This is a genomic window from Lutibacter sp. A80, assembly GCF_022429645.1.
Lineage (GTDB): Bacteria > Bacteroidota > Bacteroidia > Flavobacteriales > Flavobacteriaceae > Lutibacter.
The window spans coordinates 1,375,520-1,400,935 of record NZ_CP092480.1 but is presented as its reverse complement, the minus strand read 5'-3'; the positions used below and the strand labels follow the sequence as shown (position 1 = coordinate 1,400,935).

At 30.7% G+C, this 25,416-nt stretch carries 18 protein-coding genes; 15 read left to right on the top strand and 3 right to left on the bottom strand.

Annotated elements, in window-relative coordinates; all coding sequences use genetic code 11:
• The first annotated feature begins 2 nt into the window (after positions 1-2).
• Genes MHL31_RS06130 through MHL31_RS06085 form a run of 10 tightly spaced genes read left to right on the top strand, consistent with a single transcriptional unit; the run spans position 3 to position 17,101 of the window.
• Positions 3-1,856: a beta-N-acetylhexosaminidase gene (locus MHL31_RS06130; RefSeq protein WP_240228194.1), complete on the top strand. Its 1,854-nt coding sequence runs from the start codon at positions 3-5 to the stop codon at positions 1,854-1,856.
• Between the two features lie 5 nt (positions 1,857-1,861).
• The gene (locus tag MHL31_RS06125; protein ID WP_240228193.1) at positions 1,862-3,349 is read left to right on the top strand and encodes an arylsulfatase; all 1,488 of its coding nucleotides are present in this window, start codon (positions 1,862-1,864) and stop codon (positions 3,347-3,349) included.
• 22 nt (positions 3,350-3,371) lie between these two features.
• Positions 3,372-5,705: a GH92 family glycosyl hydrolase gene (locus tag MHL31_RS06120; protein WP_240228192.1), complete on the top strand. Its 2,334-nt coding sequence runs from the start codon at positions 3,372-3,374 to the stop codon at positions 5,703-5,705.
• 27 nt (positions 5,706-5,732) lie between these two features.
• Positions 5,733-7,034, top strand: coding sequence for an alpha-L-fucosidase (locus tag MHL31_RS06115; protein ID WP_240228191.1), 1,302 nt, complete (start codon positions 5,733-5,735; stop codon positions 7,032-7,034).
• A gap of 20 nt (positions 7,035-7,054) precedes the next feature.
• Positions 7,055-7,318, top strand: a complete 264-nt coding sequence (locus MHL31_RS06110) for a hypothetical protein (protein WP_240228190.1) — start codon at positions 7,055-7,057, stop codon at positions 7,316-7,318.
• A gap of 8 nt (positions 7,319-7,326) precedes the next feature.
• On the top strand, positions 7,327-9,438 hold the full coding sequence (locus MHL31_RS06105; RefSeq protein ID WP_240228189.1) for a right-handed parallel beta-helix repeat-containing protein: 2,112 nt from the start codon (positions 7,327-7,329) through the stop codon (positions 9,436-9,438).
• 47 nt (positions 9,439-9,485) lie between these two features.
• Positions 9,486-10,823 (top strand): sulfatase-like hydrolase/transferase, encoded by a 1,338-nt coding sequence (locus tag MHL31_RS06100; RefSeq protein WP_240228188.1) that lies wholly within the window; start codon positions 9,486-9,488, stop codon positions 10,821-10,823.
• Positions 10,824-10,852: 29 nt separating this feature from the next.
• Complete coding sequence (locus MHL31_RS06095) at positions 10,853-13,150, top strand: family 20 glycosylhydrolase (RefSeq protein WP_240228187.1); 2,298 nt, start codon at positions 10,853-10,855, stop codon at positions 13,148-13,150.
• Between the two features lies 1 nt (position 13,151).
• A complete protein-coding gene (locus MHL31_RS06090; RefSeq protein ID WP_240228186.1) occupies positions 13,152-15,407 on the top strand; it encodes an alpha-L-rhamnosidase C-terminal domain-containing protein in 2,256 nt (751 codons plus the stop codon).
• A gap of 29 nt (positions 15,408-15,436) precedes the next feature.
• Entirely contained in the window at positions 15,437-17,101 is a 1,665-nt protein-coding gene (locus MHL31_RS06085) for a hypothetical protein (protein ID WP_240228185.1), read from the top strand.
• A gap of 186 nt (positions 17,102-17,287) precedes the next feature.
• Here the strand turns inward: MHL31_RS06085 and MHL31_RS06080 are convergent, their stop codons facing one another.
• A complete protein-coding gene (locus tag MHL31_RS06080; protein WP_240228184.1) occupies positions 17,288-17,956 on the bottom strand; it encodes a metal-dependent transcriptional regulator in 669 nt (222 codons plus the stop codon).
• 147 nt (positions 17,957-18,103) lie between these two features.
• On the opposite strand from MHL31_RS06080, the gene MHL31_RS06075 reads away from it, so the two are divergent.
• From MHL31_RS06075 to MHL31_RS06055, 5 genes are all read left to right on the top strand, one after another.
• Positions 18,104-19,438, top strand: a complete 1,335-nt coding sequence (locus tag MHL31_RS06075; RefSeq protein WP_240228183.1) for a TonB-dependent receptor — start codon at positions 18,104-18,106, stop codon at positions 19,436-19,438.
• 12 nt (positions 19,439-19,450) lie between these two features.
• The gene (locus tag MHL31_RS06070) at positions 19,451-19,735 is read left to right on the top strand and encodes a TonB-dependent receptor domain-containing protein (RefSeq protein ID WP_256451658.1); all 285 of its coding nucleotides are present in this window, start codon (positions 19,451-19,453) and stop codon (positions 19,733-19,735) included.
• Positions 19,717-20,463: a TonB-dependent receptor domain-containing protein gene (locus MHL31_RS06065; protein WP_240228182.1), complete on the top strand. Its 747-nt coding sequence runs from the start codon at positions 19,717-19,719 to the stop codon at positions 20,461-20,463. The genes MHL31_RS06070 and MHL31_RS06065 overlap by 19 nt, the downstream gene beginning before the upstream one ends.
• Before the next feature lie 194 nt (positions 20,464-20,657).
• Positions 20,658-21,029 carry a thioredoxin fold domain-containing protein gene (locus tag MHL31_RS06060; protein ID WP_240228181.1) on the top strand — a complete coding sequence of 124 codons (372 nt, stop codon included), beginning with the start codon at positions 20,658-20,660 and terminating at the stop codon, positions 21,027-21,029.
• A 169-nt stretch (positions 21,030-21,198) separates the two neighbouring features.
• A complete protein-coding gene (locus MHL31_RS06055) occupies positions 21,199-21,375 on the top strand; it encodes a hypothetical protein (RefSeq protein ID WP_240228180.1) in 177 nt (58 codons plus the stop codon).
• Positions 21,376-22,077: 702 nt separating this feature from the next.
• Here MHL31_RS06055 and MHL31_RS06050 read toward each other — a convergent pair.
• Together MHL31_RS06050 and MHL31_RS06045 are read right to left on the bottom strand one after the other, a co-directional pair.
• Positions 22,078-23,658 (bottom strand): hypothetical protein, encoded by a 1,581-nt coding sequence (locus MHL31_RS06050; protein WP_240228179.1) that lies wholly within the window; start codon positions 23,656-23,658, stop codon positions 22,078-22,080.
• 12 nt (positions 23,659-23,670) lie between these two features.
• The gene (locus MHL31_RS06045) at positions 23,671-25,398 is read right to left on the bottom strand and encodes a RagB/SusD family nutrient uptake outer membrane protein (protein ID WP_240228178.1); all 1,728 of its coding nucleotides are present in this window, start codon (positions 25,396-25,398) and stop codon (positions 23,671-23,673) included.
• Positions 25,399-25,416: the final 18 nt, after the last annotated feature.

The window sequence follows — 25,416 nt, the reverse complement described above, 5'->3', positions numbered from 1 at the left end:
TTATGAAGAAACTATTTTTTATTATCGCAGTTTTTATTTTCCCTTTAATGGGAATCGCACAAGAAAGAGAAAATACATTTATTCCTCAACCAGAATCTGTTGTATTTACTTCCGGAGAGTTTTATTTAAATAACGACACGCAGATTTTTATTCCTAAAAAATATAATAAAGATTTAAAATCAATTGTTACTTCAGAAATTACAAAAGACACTCGGTTAAATCTTACTGTAAATACGGGTCGTGTAAAAGTAGATTCAAATTATATTGTTTTTGAAATAGTAAAAAATACTTCAATTAAGTCAGAAGGATATATTTTAGAAATTACACCATTAAAAATTACAGTTAAAGCACAAGATTATGCTGGTTTATTTAATGCTTTTCAAACGTTAAGACAAGCAATTCCTGTTGGATCAGGTGTTAAGATTCCTATACCGAGTATGATTGTAGTGGACAATCCAAGGTTTAATTGGAGAGGTGTTATGTTTGATGTGTCACGTCATTTTCAACCTAAAGCTTTTGTTTTAAAGCAAATAGATGTGCTGTCTTCATATAAAATAAATAAATTGCATTTGCATCTAACAGATGATCAAGGTTGGAGGATTGAAATAAAAAAACACCCTAACCTTACAAAAATAGGCGCTTGGAGAGCCGATAGAACAGGGATACCTTGGTGGAGTAGAGAAGCGGCAACAGCTAAAGAACCTAAAACTGTTGGAGGTTTCTATACACAAGAAGATTTAAAAGAGATTATTGCGTATGCTAAAGTTAGAAATGTGGAGATTATACCAGAAATAGATGTTCCAGCTCATAGTAAAGCACTTATAGCGGCCTATCCACATTTATTTTGTTATGATAATCCAACTGCAAATTTTGAAGTTGCTGTTGGAGGTAAAGCACCTGATAATGCATTGTGTGCAGGTAAAGAAACAACGTATAATTTTTTAGAAGATGTTATAAAAGAAGTGGCAGATTTATTTCCATCAAAATATTTGCATATTGGTGGAGACGAGTGTAATAAGAGTAATTGGAAAAAATGTTCATATTGTCAAAATGTAAAAACGGATCATCATTTAGCTGATGAAGAAGAGTTACAAAGTTATTTCATTCAAAGAATGCATAAAATTGTAACTACCCAAAATAAAATAATGATTGGTTGGGACGAAGTTTTAAGCGGTAAAGGTGTAAAAGGTGCAACAATTATGGCTTGGCGTCGAGGAAAATATACCCCAGAATTACAAGCTCCCAAAGAAGGATATCCAACTATAATGACTTCTTATTTGCATTCTTATATCAGTCAAGTACAAGGACCTACATTTATGGAGCCTGAGGGGCCAAATGTAGTGTTACCTTTATCAAAAGTTTATAATCATGAGCCCATTCCCAAAGAGCTAACAACTGAAGAAGCTTCAAGAGTTATGGGGAATGAAACTTGTTTGTGGGGAGAGTTTACTCCTACAGAAGAACATTTTGAATATATGTTATATCCGAGATTATTAGCAAGTGCAGAAGTATCGTGGAGTAGCTCAAAAGTTAAAAGTTGGGAACGTTTTCAGAAAGCATTAGAAACTTCACATTTTAAAAGATTAGAGAACGAACATGTTAATGTAGCTAAGAGCTTGTTTACAGTATATCCTGCATTTGCAATAGACCAACTGCATAATGAGGCGATAGTATATTTAGAAACTGAAACAGTAGGCTATACAATTTATTATACCGTTAATGGAGAAGATCCAACAGTTAATTCCACAAAATATGAAGGTAATTTTAAAGCACAACCAAAATCACTTTTAAAAGCAGGTTTGTTTAATAAAGAAGGACATTTATTAGGAGAAATAACTGAAATAAGATTAAAATAATGAATATGAAAAATTTAAAGTTAATAGTATTGTTAATGCTAGTTGTTAACTATACATGGGCGCAAGAAAAACCAAATATTGTATATATTATTTGCGATGATTTAGGTTATGGAGATGTGCAAGTTCTAAACCCTGAAAAAGGGAAAATTAAAACACCAAAAATAGATGCATTAGCTAAACAATCTATGATGTTTACCGATGCGCATTCAGCAGCAGCTGTTTGTACACCTTCAAGATATTCAATTTTAACAGGGCGTTATTCTTGGCGTTCAAGGCTACAAAAAGGTGTATTAGGAACGGGTGATGAGTTAGAACCGTTAATTGCAGAAGATATAGTAACAGTTCCAAAAATGCTTAAAGAAGCAGGTTATAAAACTGCTGCTATTGGTAAATGGCACCTTGGGTTTAAGTTTGTTGATGACGAAGGAAATCCAGTAAAGGTTTATGAAGGTAAAAAAGTTGTAGGCCCTGTAATAGGATCAACAGTGCCAAATGGACCAATTTCACGTGGTTTTGATTCTTATATAGGGTTTCATCACTCAAGAGTTATGCAAACAGTTATAAAAGACGATAAGGTTATTGATAAAATGCCTCCTATAAAAATGTTGCAATTTTTAAGCAATCAGGCTACAGAATATATTTCAAAAGAATCTAAAAATAAAACACCTTTTTTTATGTATTTGGCATTAAATTCTCCTCATAGTCCAGTTGTTCCTTCAGAAGCATGGCAGGGAAAAAGTGGTATGGGGGCTTACGCCGATTTTGTTATGGAAACAGATGATGTTGTTGGTCGTGTTTTAACAGCTCTAGAAGAAAATGGTATTGCAGATAATACGCTTGTTTTCTTTACTAGTGATAACGGGTGCTCTGCTCCTGTAGCAAAAGCAGGGAAATTAGAAAAAGAATTTGGCCATTATCCGAGTGCTAATTTTAGAGGTTATAAATCAGATATATGGGAAGGAGGACATAGAATACCTTTTATAGTTAGATGGCCAGGGAAAATTGAAGCAAACACTGTAAATGATAAATTAATTTGTCAAACCAATTTAATGGCAACTTGTGCCGAGATAGTAGGTCTTAATTTAAATGAAAATGTAGGTGTAGATTCATACAGTATTCTACCAATGCTAAAAAATAAAAAGTCTAAAACAGACTATAATTTTGTTATACATCACTCTATAAATGGTAAATTTTCTATTAGAAATAAAAAATGGAAATTAGAGTTAACACCGGGTTCTGGAGGATGGACAGGACCTACAGATGTTAAAGCTATAAAAGAAAATTTGCCTAAAATACAGTTGTACAATATGAAAAAAGATGAAGAAGAGACAACAAATGTATATGATAAGCATCCAAGAATTGTTAAAAAATTAACAGCAAAATTAAAACAGATTGTTGAAAATGGAAGAACTACATCGGGTAAATTACAACAAAATGATGTTTCTGTAGATATTTATAAAACAATAGATTCTAAGAAAACAACTACACAATAACAATTAAACAACTACGGCATATATGGAAATTGATAAAAGAAAAATAGTAGTTTATTGTAGTTTAATACTGGGTATGTTAGTTGTAGGTTCGTGTTCATATACAACAAATAAAGAAGAGGTTGTACAAAATAAAAAGGAACCTGTAGACTTTATAGATCCAATAATTGGGGCAATTACTTATGGGGAAAAATCTAAAGATGCTCACGGTTTTGGAAAAACATTTCCAGGGACAGCAACACCTTTTGGTTTAGTGCAATTAAGTCCTGATACATTTACAGGAGGTGATAATGGTTCAGGATATTCTTATGAGCATGCTACATTAGAAGGTTTTAGCTTTACACATATGAGTGGTGTAGGTTGGTTTGGAGATTTAGGGAATTTTTTAGTAACTCCAACAACGGGTAAATTACAGACCAATAGAGGTGTTCCAGACGACCCAGAAAGTGGATATCGTTCCCGTTTTACGCATGATTCAGAAATTACAAAAGCGGGATATTATGCCGTTACTTTAGATGATTATAAGGTGAAGGCAGAACTTACTTCAGCACCAAGAGCTGGAATAATTAAGTTTACTTATCCAGAAAATAACAATTCTCGTATTCAAATAGATTTATCGCGTAGAGTTGGGGGAACTTCAACAGAACAATATATAAAAGTTGTAAATGAAAACACCATTCAAGGTTGGATGAAATGCCCTCCAGAGGGCGGTGGCTGGGGTGCTGGAGACGGAAATGCAGATTATGTGGTGTACTTTTACTGTCAGTTTAGTAAACCTTTAAAAGATTATGGTATTTGGAGTGCCGATATTCCGGATGTTCCAAGAAAAATGCGTTTTATTAGAAAAGAGACTTATCAAGATGCCGTTAAAAATGCTCAAATTTTTGAAGGTAAAAATGAAATGCAAGGGAAACATTTAGGTTTTTATACCAATTTTGAAACTAAAGAAGGCGAAGAGGTTTTATTAAAAAGTGGAATTTCATTTGTTAGCATTGCCGGTGCTAAAGAAAACTTAGAACACGATATTAATCATTGGGATTTTAATAAAACCAGGCAAGAAGCTCGTGAGAGTTGGAGTAAAGCCATAGCAAATATTTCGGTTTCTGGAGCCACAGACAAAGAAAAAACAATTTTTTATACTGCTTTGTATCATACTATGATTGACCCTAGAACATTTTCTGATGTTAATGGAAATTATATTGGAGCAGATAAAAAAATACATAAAACACAAGATTTCACTTATCGTACTATTTTTAGTGGTTGGGATGTTTTTAGATCACAGTTTCCACTACAAACCATTATCAATCCTACATTGGTTAATGATGAGATTAATTCATTATTACAAATGGCAGAATTTAGTGGGAAAGAATATTTACCTCGTTGGGAAATGTTAAACTCTTATTCTGGTTGTATGTTAGGAAATCCTGCAGTATCAGTTATTGTTGATGCATATGAAAAAGGAATTAGAAATTACGATATAGAAAAAGCCTTTAAATATTCTAAAAACACAGTAGATAATACAGGAAATGGAGCTTTAGGTTATTCAACTAATCATATATCTAAAACATTAGAATATGCTTATTCTGATTGGGCTTTGGCTACGTTTGCTAAGTCTTTAGGAAAAGAAACAATTGCAGCTGATTATTTTAAAAAGAGTAAAAATTATAAAAATATATGGAATAAAGATGTTAATTGGTTTAGAGCCAAAGATAGTTCTGGAACTTGGCTAGATTGGAAAGGTAAAACAGTTCATGGGCAAGGTTGTATTGAAAGTAATCCATACCAACAAGGGTGGTTTGTACCACATGATATTGAAGGTTTAAAAGAGTTAATGGGAGGCGAAGAAGCTTTTAAAAATGAATTGATTTCTTTCTTTGAAAATACACCAGAAGATTTTCTTTGGAACAATTATTACAACCACCCTAACGAGCCTGTGCATCATGTACCTTTTATGTTAAATGAAGCAGGTGTACCGCATTTAACTCAGAAAATAACTCGTAAAATATGCAGTAATGCGTACGGAACGGATGCGTATGGATTGTGTGGTAATGAAGATGTTGGACAAATGTCTGCTTGGTACGTGTTGGCTTCAATAGGAGTTCATCCTATAAACCCTGGAGATAATAAATATCAAATAACAAGTCCTGTTTTTAATGAAATTGAGATTAAGTTAGATGAGACTTATTACAAAGGAAAAACATTTAAAATTATTGCCAATAATAATTCAGAAGAAAACATTTATATACAATCTATTAAATTAAATGATAAAATATTAGATAGATTTTGGATATCACATGAAGAAATTACTACAGGAGGGATTTTAGAACTAGAAATGGGATCAGAACCAAAAATTAATTAAAAAAATACTAAATCAAAAATAGAAAAGATGAAAAAAATAGGACTAATATGTTTACTTAGCTTACTAATGGTTAGTGTAAACGCGCAAAAAAATTATGATTATCCAATGCCAGATTATACACCAACGGCAGGGAATTTAGAGGCTCGTGAAGCATTTCAAGATATGAAGTTTGGTATGTTTGTTCACTGGGGAGTCTATAGTATCTTAGCAGATGGTGAATGGGTGATGTTAGTCAAGAAAATTAAAGCTGATAATTACGAACGTTTGGCAGATTTTTTTAACCCTCAAGAATTTAATGCAGATGAGTGGGTAAAACTAGCAAAAGATGCAGGAATGAAATATATTACAATAACTTCACGTCATCATGATAGTTTTAGTATGTTCGATACAGCCGCTAGTGATTTTAATATTGTAGATGCTACACCTTACGGAAAAGATCCTTTAAAAGAATTAGCTGAAGCGTGTAAAAAAGAAGGTATTAAATTAAATTTTTATTATTCTTTACTCGATTGGAAACGGGATGATTATAAAAATGGTAAAAAAGGAGATAAAGAAGCTTGGAGAAGTTATGTAGATTTTATGAAAGTGCAGCTTACCGAATTACTTACCAATTATGGAGAAATTGGTTGTATTTGGTTCGATGGTCATTGGGATCAAAAAGAAGCAAATTGGTACTATGACGAAATTTATCCATTAATTCATAAATTAAGTCCAAGTACGTTAATTGCAAATAACCATCATATACAACCAATTTTAGGAGAAGATATTCAAACTTTTGAGCGTGATTTGCCAGGAGAAAATAAAGGTGGTTATAGCCATGGGGTAGAAGTAAGTCAGTTGCCTTTAGAGTCTTGTGCTACTATGGCTGGTAAATGGGGTTACAGTATTTATGATAAAAAATTTAAGTCTACAAAGCAATTGATTCATTTTTTAGTAAAAGCAGCAGGTAAAAATGGTAATTTATTATTAAATGTTGGACCTATGCCTAATGGGAAAATTCAACCAGAATTTGTGAATACTTTAGGTGAATTAGGAGATTGGACAAGTAAATATGGTGAAAGTATTTATGGAACAAGAGGAAACGTTGTTGGGTCTCAAGATTGGGGAACAATAACTAAAAAAGACAAAACGCTATATGTACATATTTTAGAAGCTCCACAAGAACCTTATATTTTTATATCTGAATTTAATGAGAAAATTACTTCCGCAACTTCATTTGATGGAAAAACTAAAATCAAATTCAAGCAAATAAAAGAAGGAACTTTTCTGTATGTAGATACAAAATCTATTAATAATATTGATGAAATTATAAAGCTTAAAATAAAATAGAAAATTAAATAAGTTTCTTTATGAGGTATCGTTTCATTATATTATTTATCGTTTTGTTTTCAATTAATAATGGGTTTTCTCAAGATACAATTCCTTTAACAAAAAGTATAGTTGCTGGAGCTACAGGTGAAGGAATCCGTACTGTTATTTATACAAATTCAACCTTTTATAAATTTATTTTAGAAGATAATTATTATTTAAAAGAACAGGATAATGCAAGTGTAAATAGAATAGACGATGTTGAAAAATGGAGATATTCAATTCTAAATAAGATAAAAAACTAATAATATTTATGAAATTTTTTTACTCTATACTTCTGTTTTTTATTTGCGGATTATCTTTAAAAGCGCAAATTAATATTTATGTTTCTCCTACAGGGAATAACACAAATAATGGATCTAAAGAACAGCCTCTAGCTAGTTTAATAGAGGCAAGAAACACCATTAGAAATTATAAAAAAACTTCGCATAAAAATCAATCTTATACTGTTATTGTTGAAAATGGATATTATATAATGAAGGAACCTTTTGTGTTAACTTCAGAAGATAGCGGTACACCTAAGTATCCTATTGTTTATAAAGCAGCAAAAGCAGCCAAACCAGTTTTTAGTGGAGGAAAAGAACTAAAGGGTTTTAAGGTAAATAAAAATGGTGTTTGGGAATTAAAAATTCCTGAATGTGTTTATTATAAATGGCAATTCGATCAATTATATGTTAATGGTAAAAGAGCAACCTTAGCTAGAACTCCAAATCAAGGTTTTTTAAAACTAGATAAAGTTGAACAAGATATTTGGAAATTAGGAAGCTCTCGAACACCAGAAAAGGCAGAGCAACAATTGTTTTTTGGAAAAGATGCTTTAAAGTATCTAGCAAGTGTTAGAAAGGACGAAATAAATCGGGTAAGGTTTAAAGCATTTCATAAGTGGGATTATACATTACGTCATATCGATGCTATAAATATAGATAGTTTATCAATTATAACTTCAGGGGAAGGAATGAAGCCTTGGAATGAATTAAAAAAAGGAGGTAGAATTATTTTAGAAAATTATAAAGAAGCTTTAGACATAGCTGGTGAATGGTTTTTAAGTGGAAAAGGAGTTTTGTATTATATACCAAGACCAGGAGAAACACCTGAAAATTCAACTGTAATAGCTCCTGTTTTAGAGCAATTAGTAACGGTAAAAGGAAATGCTTCTAAATATAATTATGTGGAAAATATTAGTTTTGAAGGTTTGAGTTTTGAGTATTGCCATTATAAAATACCAAAATCTGGTTCTGAACCAAACCAAGCAGCTGCCTTATTAAATGCTGCAATTTATTTAGAAGGAGCAAAAAACATAACCTTTTCTGAGTGTGAAATTTCCAAAACTGGTCAACATGCCTTGTGGTTTGAAAAAGGCTGTAGTACTTCTCTTGTAGAGAATACATACTTGCACAATCTTGGTGGTGGAGGTATTTATTTAGGTGCTTCAAAAGCTTTAAAAGGTAGAGAACATACACATCATATTCAGATCAATAATAATATTATTCAATCTGGAGGTCAAGAATTTCCTGCAGCTGTAGGTGTTTGGGTTGGACATAGTTCTGATAATAAAATAACGCATAATGATATTGGAAACTTTTATTATACAGGTGTTTCTGTAGGCTGGGTTTGGGGATATAAGCCTAGTTTAGCTAAGAATAATATTATTGCTTATAATAAAATTCATCATATTGGATGGGATTTATTAAGTGATATGGCAGGTGTTTATACTCTTGGATCTTCTGAAGGAACAGTGGTAAAAAATAATATAATTCATCATATACATGCCTATTCTTATGGAGGTTGGGGAATGTATGCAGATGAAGGTTCTACAGGAATTGTTTTTAAAAATAATTTAGTTTATAATACTAAAACGGGTGGTTTTCAACAAAATTACGGAAAAGAAAATATTGTAAAAAATAACATATTGGCGTATGCCAAAAAATATCAATTACAATGTACTATTGCCGAGGCGCATAAGTCGTTTACTTTTACAAATAATATAGTATTGTTTAATAAAGGTATGGTGTTGAAAGGGGCTTGGAATCAGGTTATTGCAAATATTAATAATAATATTTATTGGAACTCAAAAGAAAATAAATACAATTTTAATGAGCTTACTTTTAAGGATTGGCAAAACAAAGGTTTTGATAAACAGAGTTTTTTAATTGACCCAAATTTTAAAGATCCTATAAATGCAGACTTTAGATTTAAAGACAAAAAAAGTTATAAAAAAATAAATTTTATACCGTTTGATATTTTTAAACCTGGAGTATATGGAAATAAAGAATGGCTTGAAAAAGCTGAATTATCAAAATTTATTACTAAATCTTTTGATGAGGTAGTACAGAGAAATTTAAAACTCAATCCAGGTAGAGGTTAGAGTTTTATTAAATTTTAAAAGTAATTATTTTATAAAAAAATATAATTATGAGGCGTGTAATGTTATTTTTATTTTCAATTTTATTATTGTCTTGTTTGGATAATAAAGAACAAATTATTAAACAGCCTAATATCATTATTATAGTTGCCGATGATTTAGGCTATGGAGATATTTCTAGTTTTGGAAATACTACTATAAAAACTCCAAATATTGATGCGCTAGCAACTACAGGTATTAAGTTTACAGATTTTCATTCTAATGGAGCTGTTTGTAGTCCAACAAGAGCAGCATTAATGACGGGTAAATACCAACAACGTACAGGAATTGAAGGAGTAGTAACAGCTAAAAGCCATAGAGATGTTGGTTTAAGTTTAGCACAAGTTACTATTGCCGAAGAACTAAGTAGCTATGGTTATAATAGTGCAATGTTTGGTAAATGGCATCTCGGTTATGCAAAAGAATACAATCCATCTTTGCAAGGGTTTCATCAATTTGAAGGATTTGTAAGTGGAAATATAGATTATCATGCACATATAGATCAAGAAGGGTATTTAGATTGGTGGAAGGAAACTGAAATTAAAAATAGAGAAGGATATTCAACAGATTTAATTACAGAAAATGGAGTTAAATTTATAAAAGATAATAGTTTACAAAAAACAGCTAAACCTTTTTTTCTCTACTTACCTCATGAAGCACCTCATGGTCCTTACCAAAGAAGAATAGATAAAGTATTAAGAGAAGTTGGTAGTTCTATTACAAAACCAGTGGTTAAGGATAGTATTGCTTCTATTTATAAAGAAATGGTAGAAGTTATGGATGAAGGTGTTGGTAAAATTATTAAAACGCTTAAAGAAACAGGACAGTACGAAAATACAATTGTTATTTTCTTTTCAGATAATGGCGCTAATCATTTTGGAAACAATGGAGTTTTAAGAGGAGGAAAAGGAAGTGCTTATGAAGGGGGAAGTAGAGTGCCTGCAATGATTAGTTATCCTGCTATTATTAAAGATGCAATTGTAAGTGATCAAACTGTTTTAACTATGGATATTTTGCCTACATTATTAGATTTTATAGCGCAAAAGCCAAGTGCTAAAGATGTAGATGGAATAAGTATAAAAAACCATTTATTAAATCAAACAAAACTTCCTGAAAGAGATGTGTATTTTGGTTACGGAAGAAAAAGCTTTATTAGAAGTGGAAATTGGAAGTTGATTAAAACCCAATTAAAAGAAGGTTCTAAAATGGAACTTTATAACTTGTCGAACGATCTTAAAGAAAGAAATAATTTAAGTGAAGAAAAACCAGAATTGGTAGAAGAACTTCTGAAAAAATTAAGATTGTGGGAAAATGAAGTTACCGAAGGAGTTGAAAAAATTTCAAAATAGAAAACATTATAAAATATAAACTTAAAAGGATGAGAAAACATATACTATTAATCTTGTTAACTGTACTTTTGGTGTCTTGTAAACACACAAACCCATCGTTTAACAAAGAAGAAATATCAATACTTCCAAGACCATTAAATTTTCAGCTAAATGAAGGTTCCTTTCAAATTGATGCAACTACAAAAATCATCCTTCAAAATGAAAGTCAACAAAAAGCTGTAAATTACTTAAAAGGTTTATTTAATAAAGCAGCGGGTTATAATTTAGAAGTGTTAAATGTTACTACAAAATCAGCAATTGTTTTTGAAACAGTTGAAGGTTTAAAAACAGGAGCATATCAGCTAACAGTAAATCCAACATCAATTTTAATAAAAGCTTCAGAAGAAAATGGTTTTTTTAATGCAGTACAAACCATTCGTCAATTATTGCCTGTTGCAATAGAAAATAAAGAAAAAACTATTGAGGATTGGTTTGTTCCAAGTGTTATAATTAAAGATGAACCACGTTTTCAATGGCGAGGAATGCATATGGATTTTAGCCGCCATTTTTTTAATATAGATGAAGTGAAAAGCTTTTTAGATTATATGGCTTTGTATAAGTTAAATACGTATCATATGCATTTAACAGACGATCAGGGTTGGAGAATTGAAATAAAAAAATATCCTTTATTAACTGAAAAAGGAGCTTGGAGAACACCAAATAATCAAGATACTCTTTGTATGGATAGAGCCGTTGAAAATAAACTCTATACTATTGATGAATCTAATTTTAAAGAGATTAACGGAGAACGTAAATACGGTGGTTTTTTTACACAAGAGCAAATTAAAGAGATTGTTGCTTATGCAGATGCTAGATGTATAACTGTAATTCCAGAGATTGATATGCCAGGTCATTTTAAATCTGCTATAGATAATTACCCATTTTTATCTTGTAATGAAGAGTCTGGTTGGGATACTGTTTTCACATATCCTTCTTGTTTAGGAAAAGAAACCACTTACGAATTTATGAAAAATGTGTTGAGCGAAGTTGTTGAATTATTTCCAGCGTCTTATGTGCATATAGGTGGCGACGAGGTAAATATTGCTTCTTGGAAAGTATGTCCACATTGTCAAAAAGTAATCAAGGAAAATAATTTAAAAGATGAGCACGAATTACAGTCTTATTTTAATAGAGATATTGAAAAGTTTTTACAGTCTAAAGGAAAACAATTTATGGGTTGGGATGAAATTGTAAAAGGTGGATTAACAAAAGATGCAAATGTAATGTGGTGGAGAAATTGGGCTCCACAAGCTCCAAAAATTGCAGCAGCAAATGGAAATAATATTGTTGTAACCACTACAGCAGCATATTATTTCGATTATTTAAATGAAGGAAATTCTTTAGAGAAAGTATACAATTACGAGCCAATTCCTAAAGACTTTACAGCAGAAGAAGCCGATAATGTTTTAGGTATTCAAGCAAATTTATGGTCGGAAAGAATCCCTAGTTTTAAGCGCTTACAATATCAAGCATTTCCTAGATTTTTTGCGATAGCAGAAAATGGATGGGTTGCTCAAGAAAAAGATTTTCAAAATTTTAATAAAAGAGTTGAAAAACAATATGATCGGTTAGATGCTTTAGGGGTGTATTATTACATTCCTGCGGTTGAAGGTTTGGATAAACAAATAGCTTATGTAGATAGCACAGTTGTGAGTTTAAACTTATCTTATAAGTTACAAGAAGTAGAAATATTTTATACATTTGATGGAAGTGTTCCAACTAAAGAATCTTTAAAATATGAAGCTCCATTTATAGTAAAAGATACCGTTGAAATTAAAGCACGTGCTTATAGGGGAGCTATTTATAATGATTTAAAATCTACAAAAGTAATTCGTAAAAATTATATTAAGTCAGTAAATGTGACACCTAAAAAGAAAGGATTAAAGCAATGGGTATTAAAAGGGAGGTTTAAAAATGTTGAGGATATTAAAACGCCTACAACAACTAACTTTACAAAAGTAGATGGTATTGCTTTAGGAGATTTAAAAAATAAAAAAAGATTTTCTATAGTTTATCAAGGGTATTTTAATGCTGAAAAAGATGGTGTGTATGAATTCGAGACACGATCTGACGGTGGAGATCTTCTGTTTATTGGAGATGAAATAATTGTAGATAATAGTGGATGGCACGGACCTAGAAAGCGTTACGGTAAAGTTGCTTTAAAACAAGGGTGGCATCCAATAAAAATTAAATATAGGCCAAGCGATAACCCAAGAGTAATTGACGTTAAATATGCTTTGCAAGGAGAAGATTTAAAACCAATTAATAGTTCAGTTACGGGTATTTAAGTTGTTTTCTAATAGAAGAAATTTAGAGAAATTAATGATGATGATTAGACGTTATAAATTAAAAAGATATAAACAAGTTGTATTAGTTGTATTCAGTAGTTTATTATTGTTTATGGGGTGCAAATCTCAAAATGGAATTAGTAGTTTAAAAAACTCACCTACAGGTTTAACTGTAGAGTTTATTAGAGCGCCTGAAACTGTTTTAATAATAGATCAAAAACCTGAATTTTCTTGGGAGTTACCAAAAACGGCAGTTAAACAATTGTCGTATCAAATTCTAGTAGCTTCTTCTAAAGAATTGATTGAAAATAACAAAGGAGATGTTTGGGATTCAGAGAAAATAGTGAGTGGTCAATCGATAAATATAGAGTTTAAAGGAGCTTCCTTAGAGGTCGGTAATACTTATTTTTGGAAGGTTAAAATTTGGAATGAAGAGAATAAGGAAAGCCTTTATTCAAAATATCAAAGTTTTAAAATCGGTGCTAAAAAAAATATAATTACAAGTGCAAATAGCTTTAGAATTGATAGTATAAAACCTATAAAATTTGATAAAATTAATGATAGTTTATATTTTATGGATTTTGGTAAAGCTGCTTTTGCAACGCTTCAATTTAATTATAAAACTAGCATAAATGATACACTAGTATTTAATATTGGCGAACAACTTATAAATAATAGAATAAATAGAAAACCAAAAGGAACTATCCGATATCAAAAAATTAAAGTTCCTGTAAATCCCTCACAAAACAGCTATGTGTTATCTCTAAAACCAGATAAAAGAAACACCAAACCTATAGCTGTAAAACTACCAGAATCATTTCCTGTTTTAATGCCTTTTAGATATGTTGAAGTAGAAACTGCTAAAGGAAATTTACAATTGAAAGATTTTAACCAAGTTGCTTATTTTGGTTATTGGAAAGATAATACGAGCTATTTTGAAAGTTCTAATACAATTTTAAATCAAGTTTGGGATTTATGTAAGTATTCTATTAAAGCAACAACTTTTGCGGGGGTTTATGTAGACGGAGATAGAGAACGTATTCCTTACGAAGCCGATGCTTACTTAAATCAACTAAGTCATTACACTACCGATAAAGAATATGCAATAGCAAGGCAAACTATAGAATATTTTATGGAGCACCCTACTTGGCCAACAGAATGGCAATTACATGTTGCACTTATGTTTTATGCGGATTATATGTATACTGGTAATACGGAGCTTATAGAAAGATATTATGATGAGCTAAAATATAAAACCTTAATGGAATTGAAACGTGAAGATGGATTGATAAGTTCTGAAAGAGCAACACCAGAGTTTATGAAAAAGTTAGGTTTTAAAAATCCGAGAGAAAAGTTAAAAGATATTGTTGATTGGCCACCAGCGCAAAAAGATACTGGTTGGAAATTAGCAACAAAAGAAGGTGAACGAGATGGTTTTGTATTTAAACCCATTAATACCGTAATTAATAGTCTGTATTATAGGAATATAGAAATTATGGCGGAGTTTGCTGAAATTTTAGGTAAGGCAGATGAAGCTAAAGCATATAAACAATTAGCAGTCCAAGTAAAAAAATCTATTAATAATAAGTTATTTAATGCAGAATTAGGTGTGTATAGAGATGGTGAAGGAACAAATCATGCCTCCCTTCATTCAAATATGATGGCATTAGCTTTTAATTTAGTTCCAGAAAAAAATATGAAATCGGTTGTAGATTTTATAAAAACAAGAGGCATGGCTTGTAGCGTTTACGGTGCACAGTATTTGTTAGAAGCATTGTATAATGCTAATGAAAGTGAATATGCTTTGGAATTAATGACAGCAACGCACGATAGAAGTTGGTATAATATGATTAATATTGGTTCAACTATTACACTTGAAGCTTGGGATATGAAGTATAAACCAAATGCCGACTGGAATCATGCCTGGGGAGCAGCTCCAGCTAATATTATTCCAAGATATTTATGGGGTATTCAGCCTAAAACACCCGGATATGCAGTAGCTATAATACAACCACAATTAGGAAATTTAAAAACTAGCTCTATTATAGTGCCAACTATAAGGGGACAGATTAAAGCAAGCTATGTATCTAAAGATGATAAAACACAAAAATATATTATAGATATTCCTGCAAATATGGAAGTTGAATTTGTAGTGAATTTAAGTTCAAAAGTTAAAGTGAATAATGAATTTAAATCAAATCAATTAGGTGTTATTTATTTAAAAACTGGAAAAAATATTGTAGAAATATATAATTGAGGAAAAAGTAACATTAAAAAAAAATAGACATGAACAAATTTAATATACTTAAAAACTTAGTTTTAGTAGCTTTAGTATTTCTTAGTACTTTAGAAACTAAAATTATTGGTCAAAATACTATTTCTAATCCTTTAATTTTAGATATGGTGCACCATAACCCTGGAGAGGCTCCCTATCAATCGGCTTATAACAATCCATCAGTAATAAAAGAAATGGGGTATAATGGTAAAGTATATTTTCTTTTCGAATCTCCTGCATTGGCTATTAATTGGGAATCTGTAGACAAAGATATTTTACCAAAAGGAACAAGCGATAGAAAATGGGTGGATGAAAAAGCTGCACAAATAAAAAAAATGCATCAAGCATGTAAAGAGCAAGATATCGCTATTTATGCCATGTCTGACCTTGTTTTATTTCCTAAAAGATTGATAGAGAAATATAAAATTCAAGAAACATTTGGCAATCCAAATAATAATTTAACAGAAAAATTGATTCGGGCTCAAATTAATGAAATGTTCGATCAATTTCCAGATCTTGATGGATTGGTAGTTCGTATTGGTGAAACCTATTTACACGATGCACCATATCATCTTGGAGCAATAAACAATAAAAATAATCCAGAAAAAACTATTATTCCTTTAATAAATATTTTAAAAGAAGAGATTTGTGAAAAAAGAGATAAGCAACTTATTTTTCGTACTTGGGGAGCATTTGATAGAAATATGAAAGATTATATGTCTGTAAGTAATGCTATAGAGCCACATAAAAATTTGATAATAAGTGTAAAACATGTTGAAGGTGATTTTCATAGGTCAAACGAATTTAGTAAGGTGATTGGTCAGGGGCGTCATCGTCAAATTATTGAAGTTCAATCTGCTCGTGAATATGAAGGGAAAGGAGCGTATCCTAATTATATTGCTCATGGTGTAATAGCTGGTTTTGAAGAGCATGCTAATATGCCAGAAGAACAAATTAATAGCTTAAGTGAGTTTGTAGAAAAAAAACCGGAATTATATGCAGGTATATGGACTTGGTCTCGTGGAGGAGGTTGGGATGGTCCCTATATAAAAGATGAAATGTGGTGTGACCTAAATTCTTGGGTTATAGCGCAATGGGGACAAAATACTGATAAAGGTGAGGAATTTATTTTTAATAGATATGCTACAGAGCGTTTAGGTTTAAAAGGTAAAGATATCGCTAAATTTAGAAAGCTGTGTTTATTGTCTGCAGAAGCAGTAGTTCGAGGTAGAAATAGTACATTTAGAGACATGAATCCTTGGTGGACAAGAGATCAAGGGATTTCATGGCCAATGGTTGTTAAAGGTGATTTAGAGCAAAAGAGAAACCTAGCTCAAAAGGACGAATCTATAGCTAAATGGAAAGAGATTGTTAAATTGGCTAAATCTATTCGTTGGAAAAATAAAGAAACTAAAAATCATGTAATAGGATCTTCAGAATATGGTTTAAGGTTGTATAAAATATATAGAACACTTATTTATATGGATTATGCTGAAAAACAGGAAGATACAAAAGAGGTTCAAAAATGGATAAAAGCCTATGATAAGGCTTGGAAAAAGTATAACAAACTACCTTTAAAGTATAGTGCTATTGCTACATTATATACTCAAGATTATGACCGCCATATAGCTAATAATGCAAATAGAAAGGTGGATAAATTAAGAGAAAAAAAATAAAATTCTCTAAATAAGGGATTACTCTAAAAAGTGAATAATAGTTTCTAAATTTTACTAGATTGAATTGTTCATTTTTTACATTATTCTAATTGTTACTTGGATAGTTGTTTAAAGTTAGCATATACTAACAATATTAGTATTGTTGAATTTTTAGTTTTAGCTTCTATTAACTAAAAAAATGTTCAATTAATTATTGTTAGGAGCTGGTTGTACTAATAATTTCGAAGTTACTTTACTGCTGAGTACTTCCAGTTTTCTGTTTGCATATTGTACAGATATACTTTCGTCAAAAGGTTCTATAGCAATAATAGTAATAATCATACCTAGTTCAAGGTTTTTAGAATTAAGGTAGTTTAGCAATTCTTTAGAAGAGGGTTTGACAGCCATAAAAGAAACAATATCTCCTGCATTGCAGTCTTTTAAGTAGGTGTAATCTTCAAATCTAAAATTTCCATTGATATCAGGAATAGGTGAACCGTGAGGGTCTACTTTCGGATATCCCAATAATTCATCCATTTTAGTAAAAAAATCATTAGACTTCACATGTTCTATCTGTTCTGCTATTTGGTGTACATTTTCCCAGCCGAAACCCATTTTTTCAACTAAATACATTTCCGTTAAACGGTGTTTTCTAATTATTAAAGCAGCTTTTTTTCTACCTTTTTCGGTTAATTTCAGTGGTTTATAGCTTTCGTAATGTACCAGTCCTTTTTCTGAGAGTCTTTTTACCATACTGTTAACTGTTGGCATTTTAATATCTAAATGTTTGCTTACCTCGTTAACACTTACTTCACTTTTATCGTTGGTCAATTTATGTAAAGCTTTTAAGTAATTCTCTTCTGTTTGGGATATCATATTATACAAATTTATTAAATATTAATAAAATTTTATAAAAAAGTAAAAATAATTTTGTTAGAGTAGTCTAACTTATTGCTTTTGCTTTTCTAATTAAAGAGCGAGAATTGTTATTTACCAATTATCAAAATCAAAACTAAATTTAAAATGAAACATTTACTAAGTATAATATTAGTACTAATTACAGTCTATACAAATGCACAAACAGGAAATCTTACAGGTGTGGTTAAAGGGTCTGAAGGGTTCTTAGAAGGGGCACATATTAATGTTAAGGGAAGTGAGCTTACTGTTAAAACAGAAAAAAATGGAAAATTTAAGTTAACTAATATTCCTTCAGGAAATCAAACTATAGTTGTAAGTTTTATAGGGTATAGAACCTTAAATAAAGTAGTTACAATTTCTAAAAATAAAACCATCGAATCTACATTTGAGTTAGCAGATGATTATCTAAATTTAGAAGGTGCAGTTGTTACAGCAACAAGAAATGAAGTGCCAGTTTATAAATCGCCTGTAATTGTAAGTCGTATTGATAACCAAATTTTTCAAGCTACGCAGTCTTTAGCTTTATCTGAAGGTCTGAACTTTACACCTGGATTGCGCTTGGAAACCAATTGCCAAAATTGTGGGTTTACTCAAGTTAGAATGAATGGGCTAGAAGGGCCATATTCGCAAATACTTATTAATAGTCGCCCTATTTTTTCTGCTTTGATGGGAGTTTACGGATTGGATATGCTTCCTGCTAGTTTGATTGATCGTGTTGAAGTTGTAAGAGGAGGTGGTTCTGCCTTGTATGGAGGAAACGCAATAGCAGGAACCATTAATATTATAACGAAAGAACCCATAAACAATACTTTTACAATTGGGACAAACTATTCATTTATAGACTACGATGTGCCAGATAAAACTATTAATATGAACGGAAGTGTTGTAAGTGACGATCTTAATAAAGGAATTAGTTTCTATGCTTATAATCGTGATAGAAAACCTTGGGATGCCAACGGAGATAAATATTCCGAAATAACAAAATTACAGAATACAACTTTTGGGTTTGGTGCTTTCTGGAATATGTCAAAACTAAGTAAAATTAAATTAAACCTATTTAATATTAGTGAATTTAGAAGAGGGGGAAATAAATTTGATCTTCCAGCTCACCAAACCGATGTTACAGAACAATTAGATCATAAAATATTAGGAGGAGCATTATCTTTTGAGAAATATTCTCAAGACTACAGGGGTAAATTTTCAATTTATACATCTGCCCAAACAGCTGACCGTAAAAGTTATTATGGTGGTGGAGGTAGAATATTATTAGAAGATGATACTTTAACAGAAGATGATATTCTTGCTATTAATGCGTATGGTAGATCAGATGATTTATCATTAGTAGTAGGTACACAATATTCTTATGAATTTAATGATAAGTTTCAATTACTTTCAGGTGCAGAATATCAATACAATCATGTTAAAGACAAAATGCCTTGATATAGCAGATTAATTGATCAAGAAGTAGCAACACTTGGAGTTTTTTCTCAATTAGAAATAAAACCAACCGATAAATTTACTTTTTTGGCAGGAGCAAGGTATGATAATGTTAATATTGAAGGGGTGTACGATTTTGATGTAGATTCTTATGAAGATGATAAAAATTTGAGTGTTTTTGTACCAAGAGTAACTGCAATGTATGATATTTCAGATAATTTAAAAGCCCGCGAGCTTCTTATTCTCAAGGTTATAGAGCGCATCAAGCATTTGATGAAGATTTGCATATTGAAACCGTAGGAGGCTCAGCATCTTTTACTGTATTATCTCCTGATTTGAAAACAGAAACTTCTAACAGTATCAATGCTTCTTTAAATTTTACAAAGCCTATTGGTACTGTCCAATCTAATATTGTTGTAGAAGGATTTTATACGAAGTTAAATGATGTTTTTATTACGGCAGATGCTAATCCGTCGAATGGAGGAACCTCTGTTGTTACTAAAAGAAATGGTGCTGGAGCTAAAGTTTCAGGAGTAAATTTAGAGGCTAGTTTTGCTTTTTCTAGAACATTAAATTTTCAAATAGGAGGTACTATTCAAAAATCTGAATACAGTGAGGAAGAGGAAATATGGGCTTCAGAAGATGGTAGTGAAATAATTACTACAAAAAATATTTTACGTACACCTGATGTTTATGGGTTTTATACATTTAATTACAACCCTATTGCACCGCTTACATTGTCGCTTTCTGGAGTTTATACGGGTAAAATGGATGCACCACACGTGGTAGATATTGATACTGAAAGAACAGTAATAAAAAGAACGCCTACTTTTTTTGAAAGCAATATTAAGGTTGCTTATGATTTTGATATTGAAGATAATTGTATTGAAGTTTATACTGGAATCCAAAATATGTTCAACGCTTATCAAGATGATTTCGATATAGGTTCATCTAGAGATGCAGGTTATATTTATGGTCCTACTAAACCTCAAACATTTTTTATAGGAGCAAAATATACACTAAATTAGAGTGTTTAATTAGGCAGAAGGCGTTTCAAGAACCTATACTTTGAAACGCTTTTTTAATTTAAAATTCACAATATATATTATAGAATGGAATTTTTAAAACAACATTTAGTTGTATTAATTACCTTACTACTTTTTTTAATTTTAGGGTTGAAGCACAGATAAATCCTATAGAAATTAAAAAGATAGACAGTAGTATGATGGTTGAGGCTAAACCAATTCTTATTTTTATGTCTACAGATTGGTGTCAGTATTGTAAGGTTCAAAAAAAACAACTTCGTAAAAACAAAAAATTTAAAAATAAACTCGATGATTTTTATTATGTAGAGTTCGATGGTGAAAGTACAGATAACATTGTTTTTAACAATTATATATTTCAAAGTAATACTAAACGAAATAGAAAAAGCACCCATGATTTAGTTTTTGCTTTAAATAATTCGGAAAACATAAGTTTCCCTAACTGGGTTTTATTAGATAATAAATATCAGGTAGTTTTTCGTTATGGAGGTCTGCTTTACCCAGAACAAGTACATGATTTATTAACAGTTGTAGAGCAGTTAAAATTCTAATATTTTTTTTAGGTTCAGGAGCAAGCATAAGCTTATTGTTTTATGCTTCGATAGTAAAACAAATGTAGAGTTTAATAAAATTATTTAATTTCCACAAGACTAAAAAATAGTTTTTTCAGCCAATGGTTACCTTTTTGCTTTTTCTGTATTAATAAGAAAAACAAATAATATGAAACTTAAATTCAATAAATCAGAACTATTAGTAGTATCTGAAAATGAAATACTGCCAATTGTAATTAAAGCCGATTCAAAAGAAAATATAGTAAAAATAAAAATCCTATACTTTTTAAAAATAATAGGATTAAACGGTGTTTATTATTTATTATTAAAAGAAAATGTTTTATAGTTATAAAAGGTCATTTTGTTGACAAAACGTATAGTTTAAAAGAGGGGAAATATTATAATGATTAGTAAAACCAAAATTTAAACATAGAGTAAAGTATAGGGGAAATTAGAAGATGAAACAAGAACTATCATTGAAGTTCGAAAACTTTTAATTCAAAAAAGAATTAAAGAATTAAAAGAAGTAATTAAACAGAAGAAAATTGATTTAGACTAAAATAAAATTGTAATAGGTTATCAATCTATAAAAAACATGATATATTTTATTTTGTCTGTTTTTTATACATACTTTTTTAGGAATGCTGATACTATTTATAAAAAGATAGTTTATACTATTGCATAGTATTTGGATAGTGTTTTTGATGTGTAATGTATCTCTGGTTCTTTTTATACTTGTCTTTATATGATAGTTTAGATTTGTAATTTATGATAAATAACTATTCATTATTGTTAAAACTTATTATAAAAAGCGTGGTGAAATATTTTTGCATTATTTTAGTAAACTACACAAACCACATACATTTTATCAGTAATTTTGAAGAGGCTATTTGTTTTCTCCTTTTAATAGTAATAAATAGAAAAGTTTGATAAATGACTTTTTCCAAGTTTAGATTTTATGTTATTAAAATAAGTAAAGTCGTCCTAAATTATATTTAAATATAATTTAGGACGACTTTTAAATTTACCTTAAAAAAAATATTATTTATTAAGGTCTTAATTTAACCTCAGTTATACTAATATTATCCATATAAAATTTTAATGCTTTTGAGTTTTCTTGGTTATAACCTCTAATTTGGAATGTTTTGTCACCTGTTTCGGAAAATTGAACAAATGTAGAGTTATATACCCATTCTCCTGTTTTAAAATCATCAGAAAACAATGGATTTGGACCAACATTCCAATTAGTATTTGGAAACCAGAAAAATCTTAAATCAGGTGTAAGACCTGCTGGTTCGTTTGCTCCTAAATCTTCAACATAAACCCAAATTCCAATTTCATAATCTTTACCTGCTTCTACAGGGAATGTGATTTGATCTCCAGCAGCATTTTTATGACCAATAATCATACCTCCATTGGGTTCCATTTCTATATAAGCACTTTTACTACCATCATGTGCTTTTTCATCTGTTATTTGAAGAGTATATTTTTCATAAATTCCTCCCCACCACATATATGGCCAGTTTGCATCAGTAGAATTTTCAAAACTTGCATCGTAATCAGATTGTCCATCTAAGATATTTGTTTTTGTAAATTCTAAAGTTTTATCAGTAAAAGCGTCAGCAGCAACAGCATCTAGTGTAAGTAAAGAACCAGGGGTATATGAAACTTTTACAACATCATCATTATAAATTGATTCTCCATCTAACTCAAGTAAAACAATGTTTGCTTCTTCTGAATCTACAGAAGCTCTTAAAATTGAAGGTGTTATAATATTCCCATCATTTTCTATTGTAACCGAGAATTGTTCTTTATTTAATGTTGTTGCATCCATTTCTCTACTATATATTAAAGAAATAAGACCATCTTTTTCGGTTATTTTTTCTAAATCTACAGGGTCTGTTGAAGCAATAACTTTTATAAGGTTTTTGTATTCAATTGTATCACCACCAAACGGCCTAGCTCTAGCAGCAATAAATCTAACATCATAAGACCCCATTCTTTTATATTTAATATCAATTTCTTGTTCACTAGAGTTTGATGTTGCAGGGTCTCCACCATCAAATGTCCAATCGAATGTTTCAGGTTCTCCGTCTACGCTATATGTATATCTAACAGTTTTACTAGCTGTTACTTCATTTTCTTGGTTTTCAGCCATTATTAACGCATCTCCTAAACTACCATCGTTGTTTACTAAATTTGCTTGAATGTTAGTTATAACTTCACCTAATACTGTAACAACAATTGTAGTGTCTAGTTCTTTACCCATTAAATTAATACCAGAATAGGCATTTCCTTTAAAAACTTGATGTAATTTTACATCATGTTGTCCAACTTTATTAAAAATTGCTTTAACAGTTTCTTTTGTTGAGGTACTATTGTTATTAGCACCTACAATTTCAACATCTGCATCAGGAAAAGTCCAAGTTCTAGATTGCACACCTGAAGAAGCGTCTCCAAAAGTTATATCTGTATTTACTTGAATTTTATTTTGAAAATCCATTTCAGAAGTATAAACTACTCTGTGGTTAGGTTCGTTAAGTATTAATTCATTGGAATCATCGCAAGCATTGAATAAGGATGCTATTGCAAGAAACCAGATATATTTTTTTATTTTATTAAAATTCATAATTTTCTATTTTTATAGTTCTGAATTTGTTTGTACTTCTTGTGTTGGAATTGGTAAATAATTATGTTGACTAGGAGTATAATTAGTAGAAGACAAAATAAAGTCTGGTCTTATTCTTTCTTTAATGTATAAAGGGGCAATTCCTTCTTCATCAATTTCTAACAATTCTTTATTGTTTTCTCTCCATATTTCGTCAGCTCTTAATTCATCAAATACTTCTTGTGCAATACCCCATCTTACTAAATCTTTCCATCTGTGTCCTTCAAAAGCTAATTCTAAAGGTCTTTCAACTCTTCTTAAATGAGTCATTATGGTTTCAGTAGAAGCAGTAACGTAAGGTCTATTTCCATGTACTTGTTTACTTATATGTAGCTGAGGAAAGGTACCTCCATTTTCATCTAGGTATTGTTGTATGGTTTTAACACCTGCTCTTTTTCTAACTTTATCTATATAGGTAATTGCAGTTTGATAATCTCCAGTTGCATTAAGAACAGCTTCTGCATACATTAAGTAAACATCTGCTAGACGTATATGTCTGAAATTAATTCCAGATCTACTTTGACTGTCTTCAGCATCTAAATGATACCAGTTTGTGAATTTTTTGATATATGCACTTTGACCAAAAGCCCAACCTTTAGCATCTGGACTATCCAGTTCTATATTGTAATATAAACTCTCTCCATTTTTTGGGCAGATACTTGCAGTCATTCTTCTAGATTGCGTATTTCCATTATTTATTCCATTTGTAGGGTCTACTTCGTCACTTGTATACAATTCATGTAAGAAGTATGAAGGTAATAATGTATTATAACCTCCATAATTTAATTGTCCAAATGCTCTAGCCATAGTAGATGCTTCTGCTCCAGATTCGTAAGTATTATCATCAACTGCTTCTCCATTAATTCCAGGATTTAGCTCGGCTGAATATGCAACTTCAAAAATTGATTCTTCATTAAACTCATTTAAGTCAGTAAAATTATCCATAATATCAGCGGTTAATTTATAATTACCTTTTGTAATTACTTCATTAAATTGTGTGGCAGCTTCATTCCATTTTTCATCGAATAGGTAAACTTTACCAAGTAGAGAAGTGGCAGCTCCCCATGTAACACGACCTTTATCTGTACTGTTACTCCAAGATATTGGTAAATTAGCTTGAGCAAATTTTAAATCAGGTAAGATAATAGTGTTGGTTACCTCTTCAATAGAAGAAAAAGGTTTTAATAGGTCTTCTTTAGTTTCTGCTACTTTTTCGTGAATTACCGCACCACCATAAGTGTGTGCTAATTGGAAATAAAAGAACGCTCTTAAAAATCTTGCTTGACCTTCGATTTCGTTTTTGTTAGTATTATTAAAAATACTTTCATCTGCAGTTTCAAGATATTGAATTACTTGATTGGCTCTAAAAATACCAATATATAGTTCGTTCCATTTGTCTGTAACGTAATAGCTTCCGTCGTTGTATGTAAGGTTTCTAAATGCAGCAGGTCTATACCAAGATTCTGTTCCAGCAATATCACCTAAAATCATTTCATATTGCAATTCTCCTCCACTAATGTTTTGAAATTGTAGAGCTCCATAAACAGTAGTGAGAGCGCTATTAAACTGTTTTTCGGAACCCCAGAATGTATCAGTAGTTGTTGCATTTGGATTTATTTGTTCTAAAAATTCGTCTTCATTACATCCTATTAAAAGAAGTGAACTTAAGAAGAGTAGTTTTATATTTTTTAATATTTTCATAATATTTAAAATTTAAAA

Bases quoted from the DNA above. Each gene is read 5' to 3' on its own strand.
- MHL31_RS06045 (WP_240228178.1), bottom strand. From the start codon at position 25,398: ATGAAAATATTAAAAAATATAAAACTACTCTTCTTAAGTTCACTTCTT.
- MHL31_RS06060 (WP_240228181.1), top strand. From the start codon at position 20,658: ATGATGGTTGAGGCTAAACCAATTCTTATTTTTATGTCTACAGATTGG.
- MHL31_RS06085 (WP_240228185.1), top strand. From the start codon at position 15,437: ATGAACAAATTTAATATACTTAAAAACTTAGTTTTAGTAGCTTTAGTA.
- MHL31_RS06110 (WP_240228190.1), top strand. From the start codon at position 7,055: ATGAGGTATCGTTTCATTATATTATTTATCGTTTTGTTTTCAATTAAT.
- MHL31_RS06130 (WP_240228194.1), top strand. From the start codon at position 3: ATGAAGAAACTATTTTTTATTATCGCAGTTTTTATTTTCCCTTTAATG.
- MHL31_RS06105 (WP_240228189.1), top strand. From the start codon at position 7,327: ATGAAATTTTTTTACTCTATACTTCTGTTTTTTATTTGCGGATTATCT.
- MHL31_RS06075 (WP_240228183.1), top strand. From the start codon at position 18,104: ATGAAACATTTACTAAGTATAATATTAGTACTAATTACAGTCTATACA.
- MHL31_RS06050 (WP_240228179.1), bottom strand. From the start codon at position 23,658: ATGAATTTTAATAAAATAAAAAAATATATCTGGTTTCTTGCAATAGCA.
- MHL31_RS06100 (WP_240228188.1), top strand. From the start codon at position 9,486: ATGAGGCGTGTAATGTTATTTTTATTTTCAATTTTATTATTGTCTTGT.
- MHL31_RS06120 (WP_240228192.1), top strand. From the start codon at position 3,372: ATGGAAATTGATAAAAGAAAAATAGTAGTTTATTGTAGTTTAATACTG.
- MHL31_RS06125 (WP_240228193.1), top strand. From the start codon at position 1,862: ATGAAAAATTTAAAGTTAATAGTATTGTTAATGCTAGTTGTTAACTAT.
- MHL31_RS06080 (WP_240228184.1), bottom strand. From the start codon at position 17,956: ATGATATCCCAAACAGAAGAGAATTACTTAAAAGCTTTACATAAATTG.
- MHL31_RS06095 (WP_240228187.1), top strand. From the start codon at position 10,853: ATGAGAAAACATATACTATTAATCTTGTTAACTGTACTTTTGGTGTCT.
- MHL31_RS06115 (WP_240228191.1), top strand. From the start codon at position 5,733: ATGAAAAAAATAGGACTAATATGTTTACTTAGCTTACTAATGGTTAGT.
- MHL31_RS06055 (WP_240228180.1), top strand. From the start codon at position 21,199: ATGAAACTTAAATTCAATAAATCAGAACTATTAGTAGTATCTGAAAAT.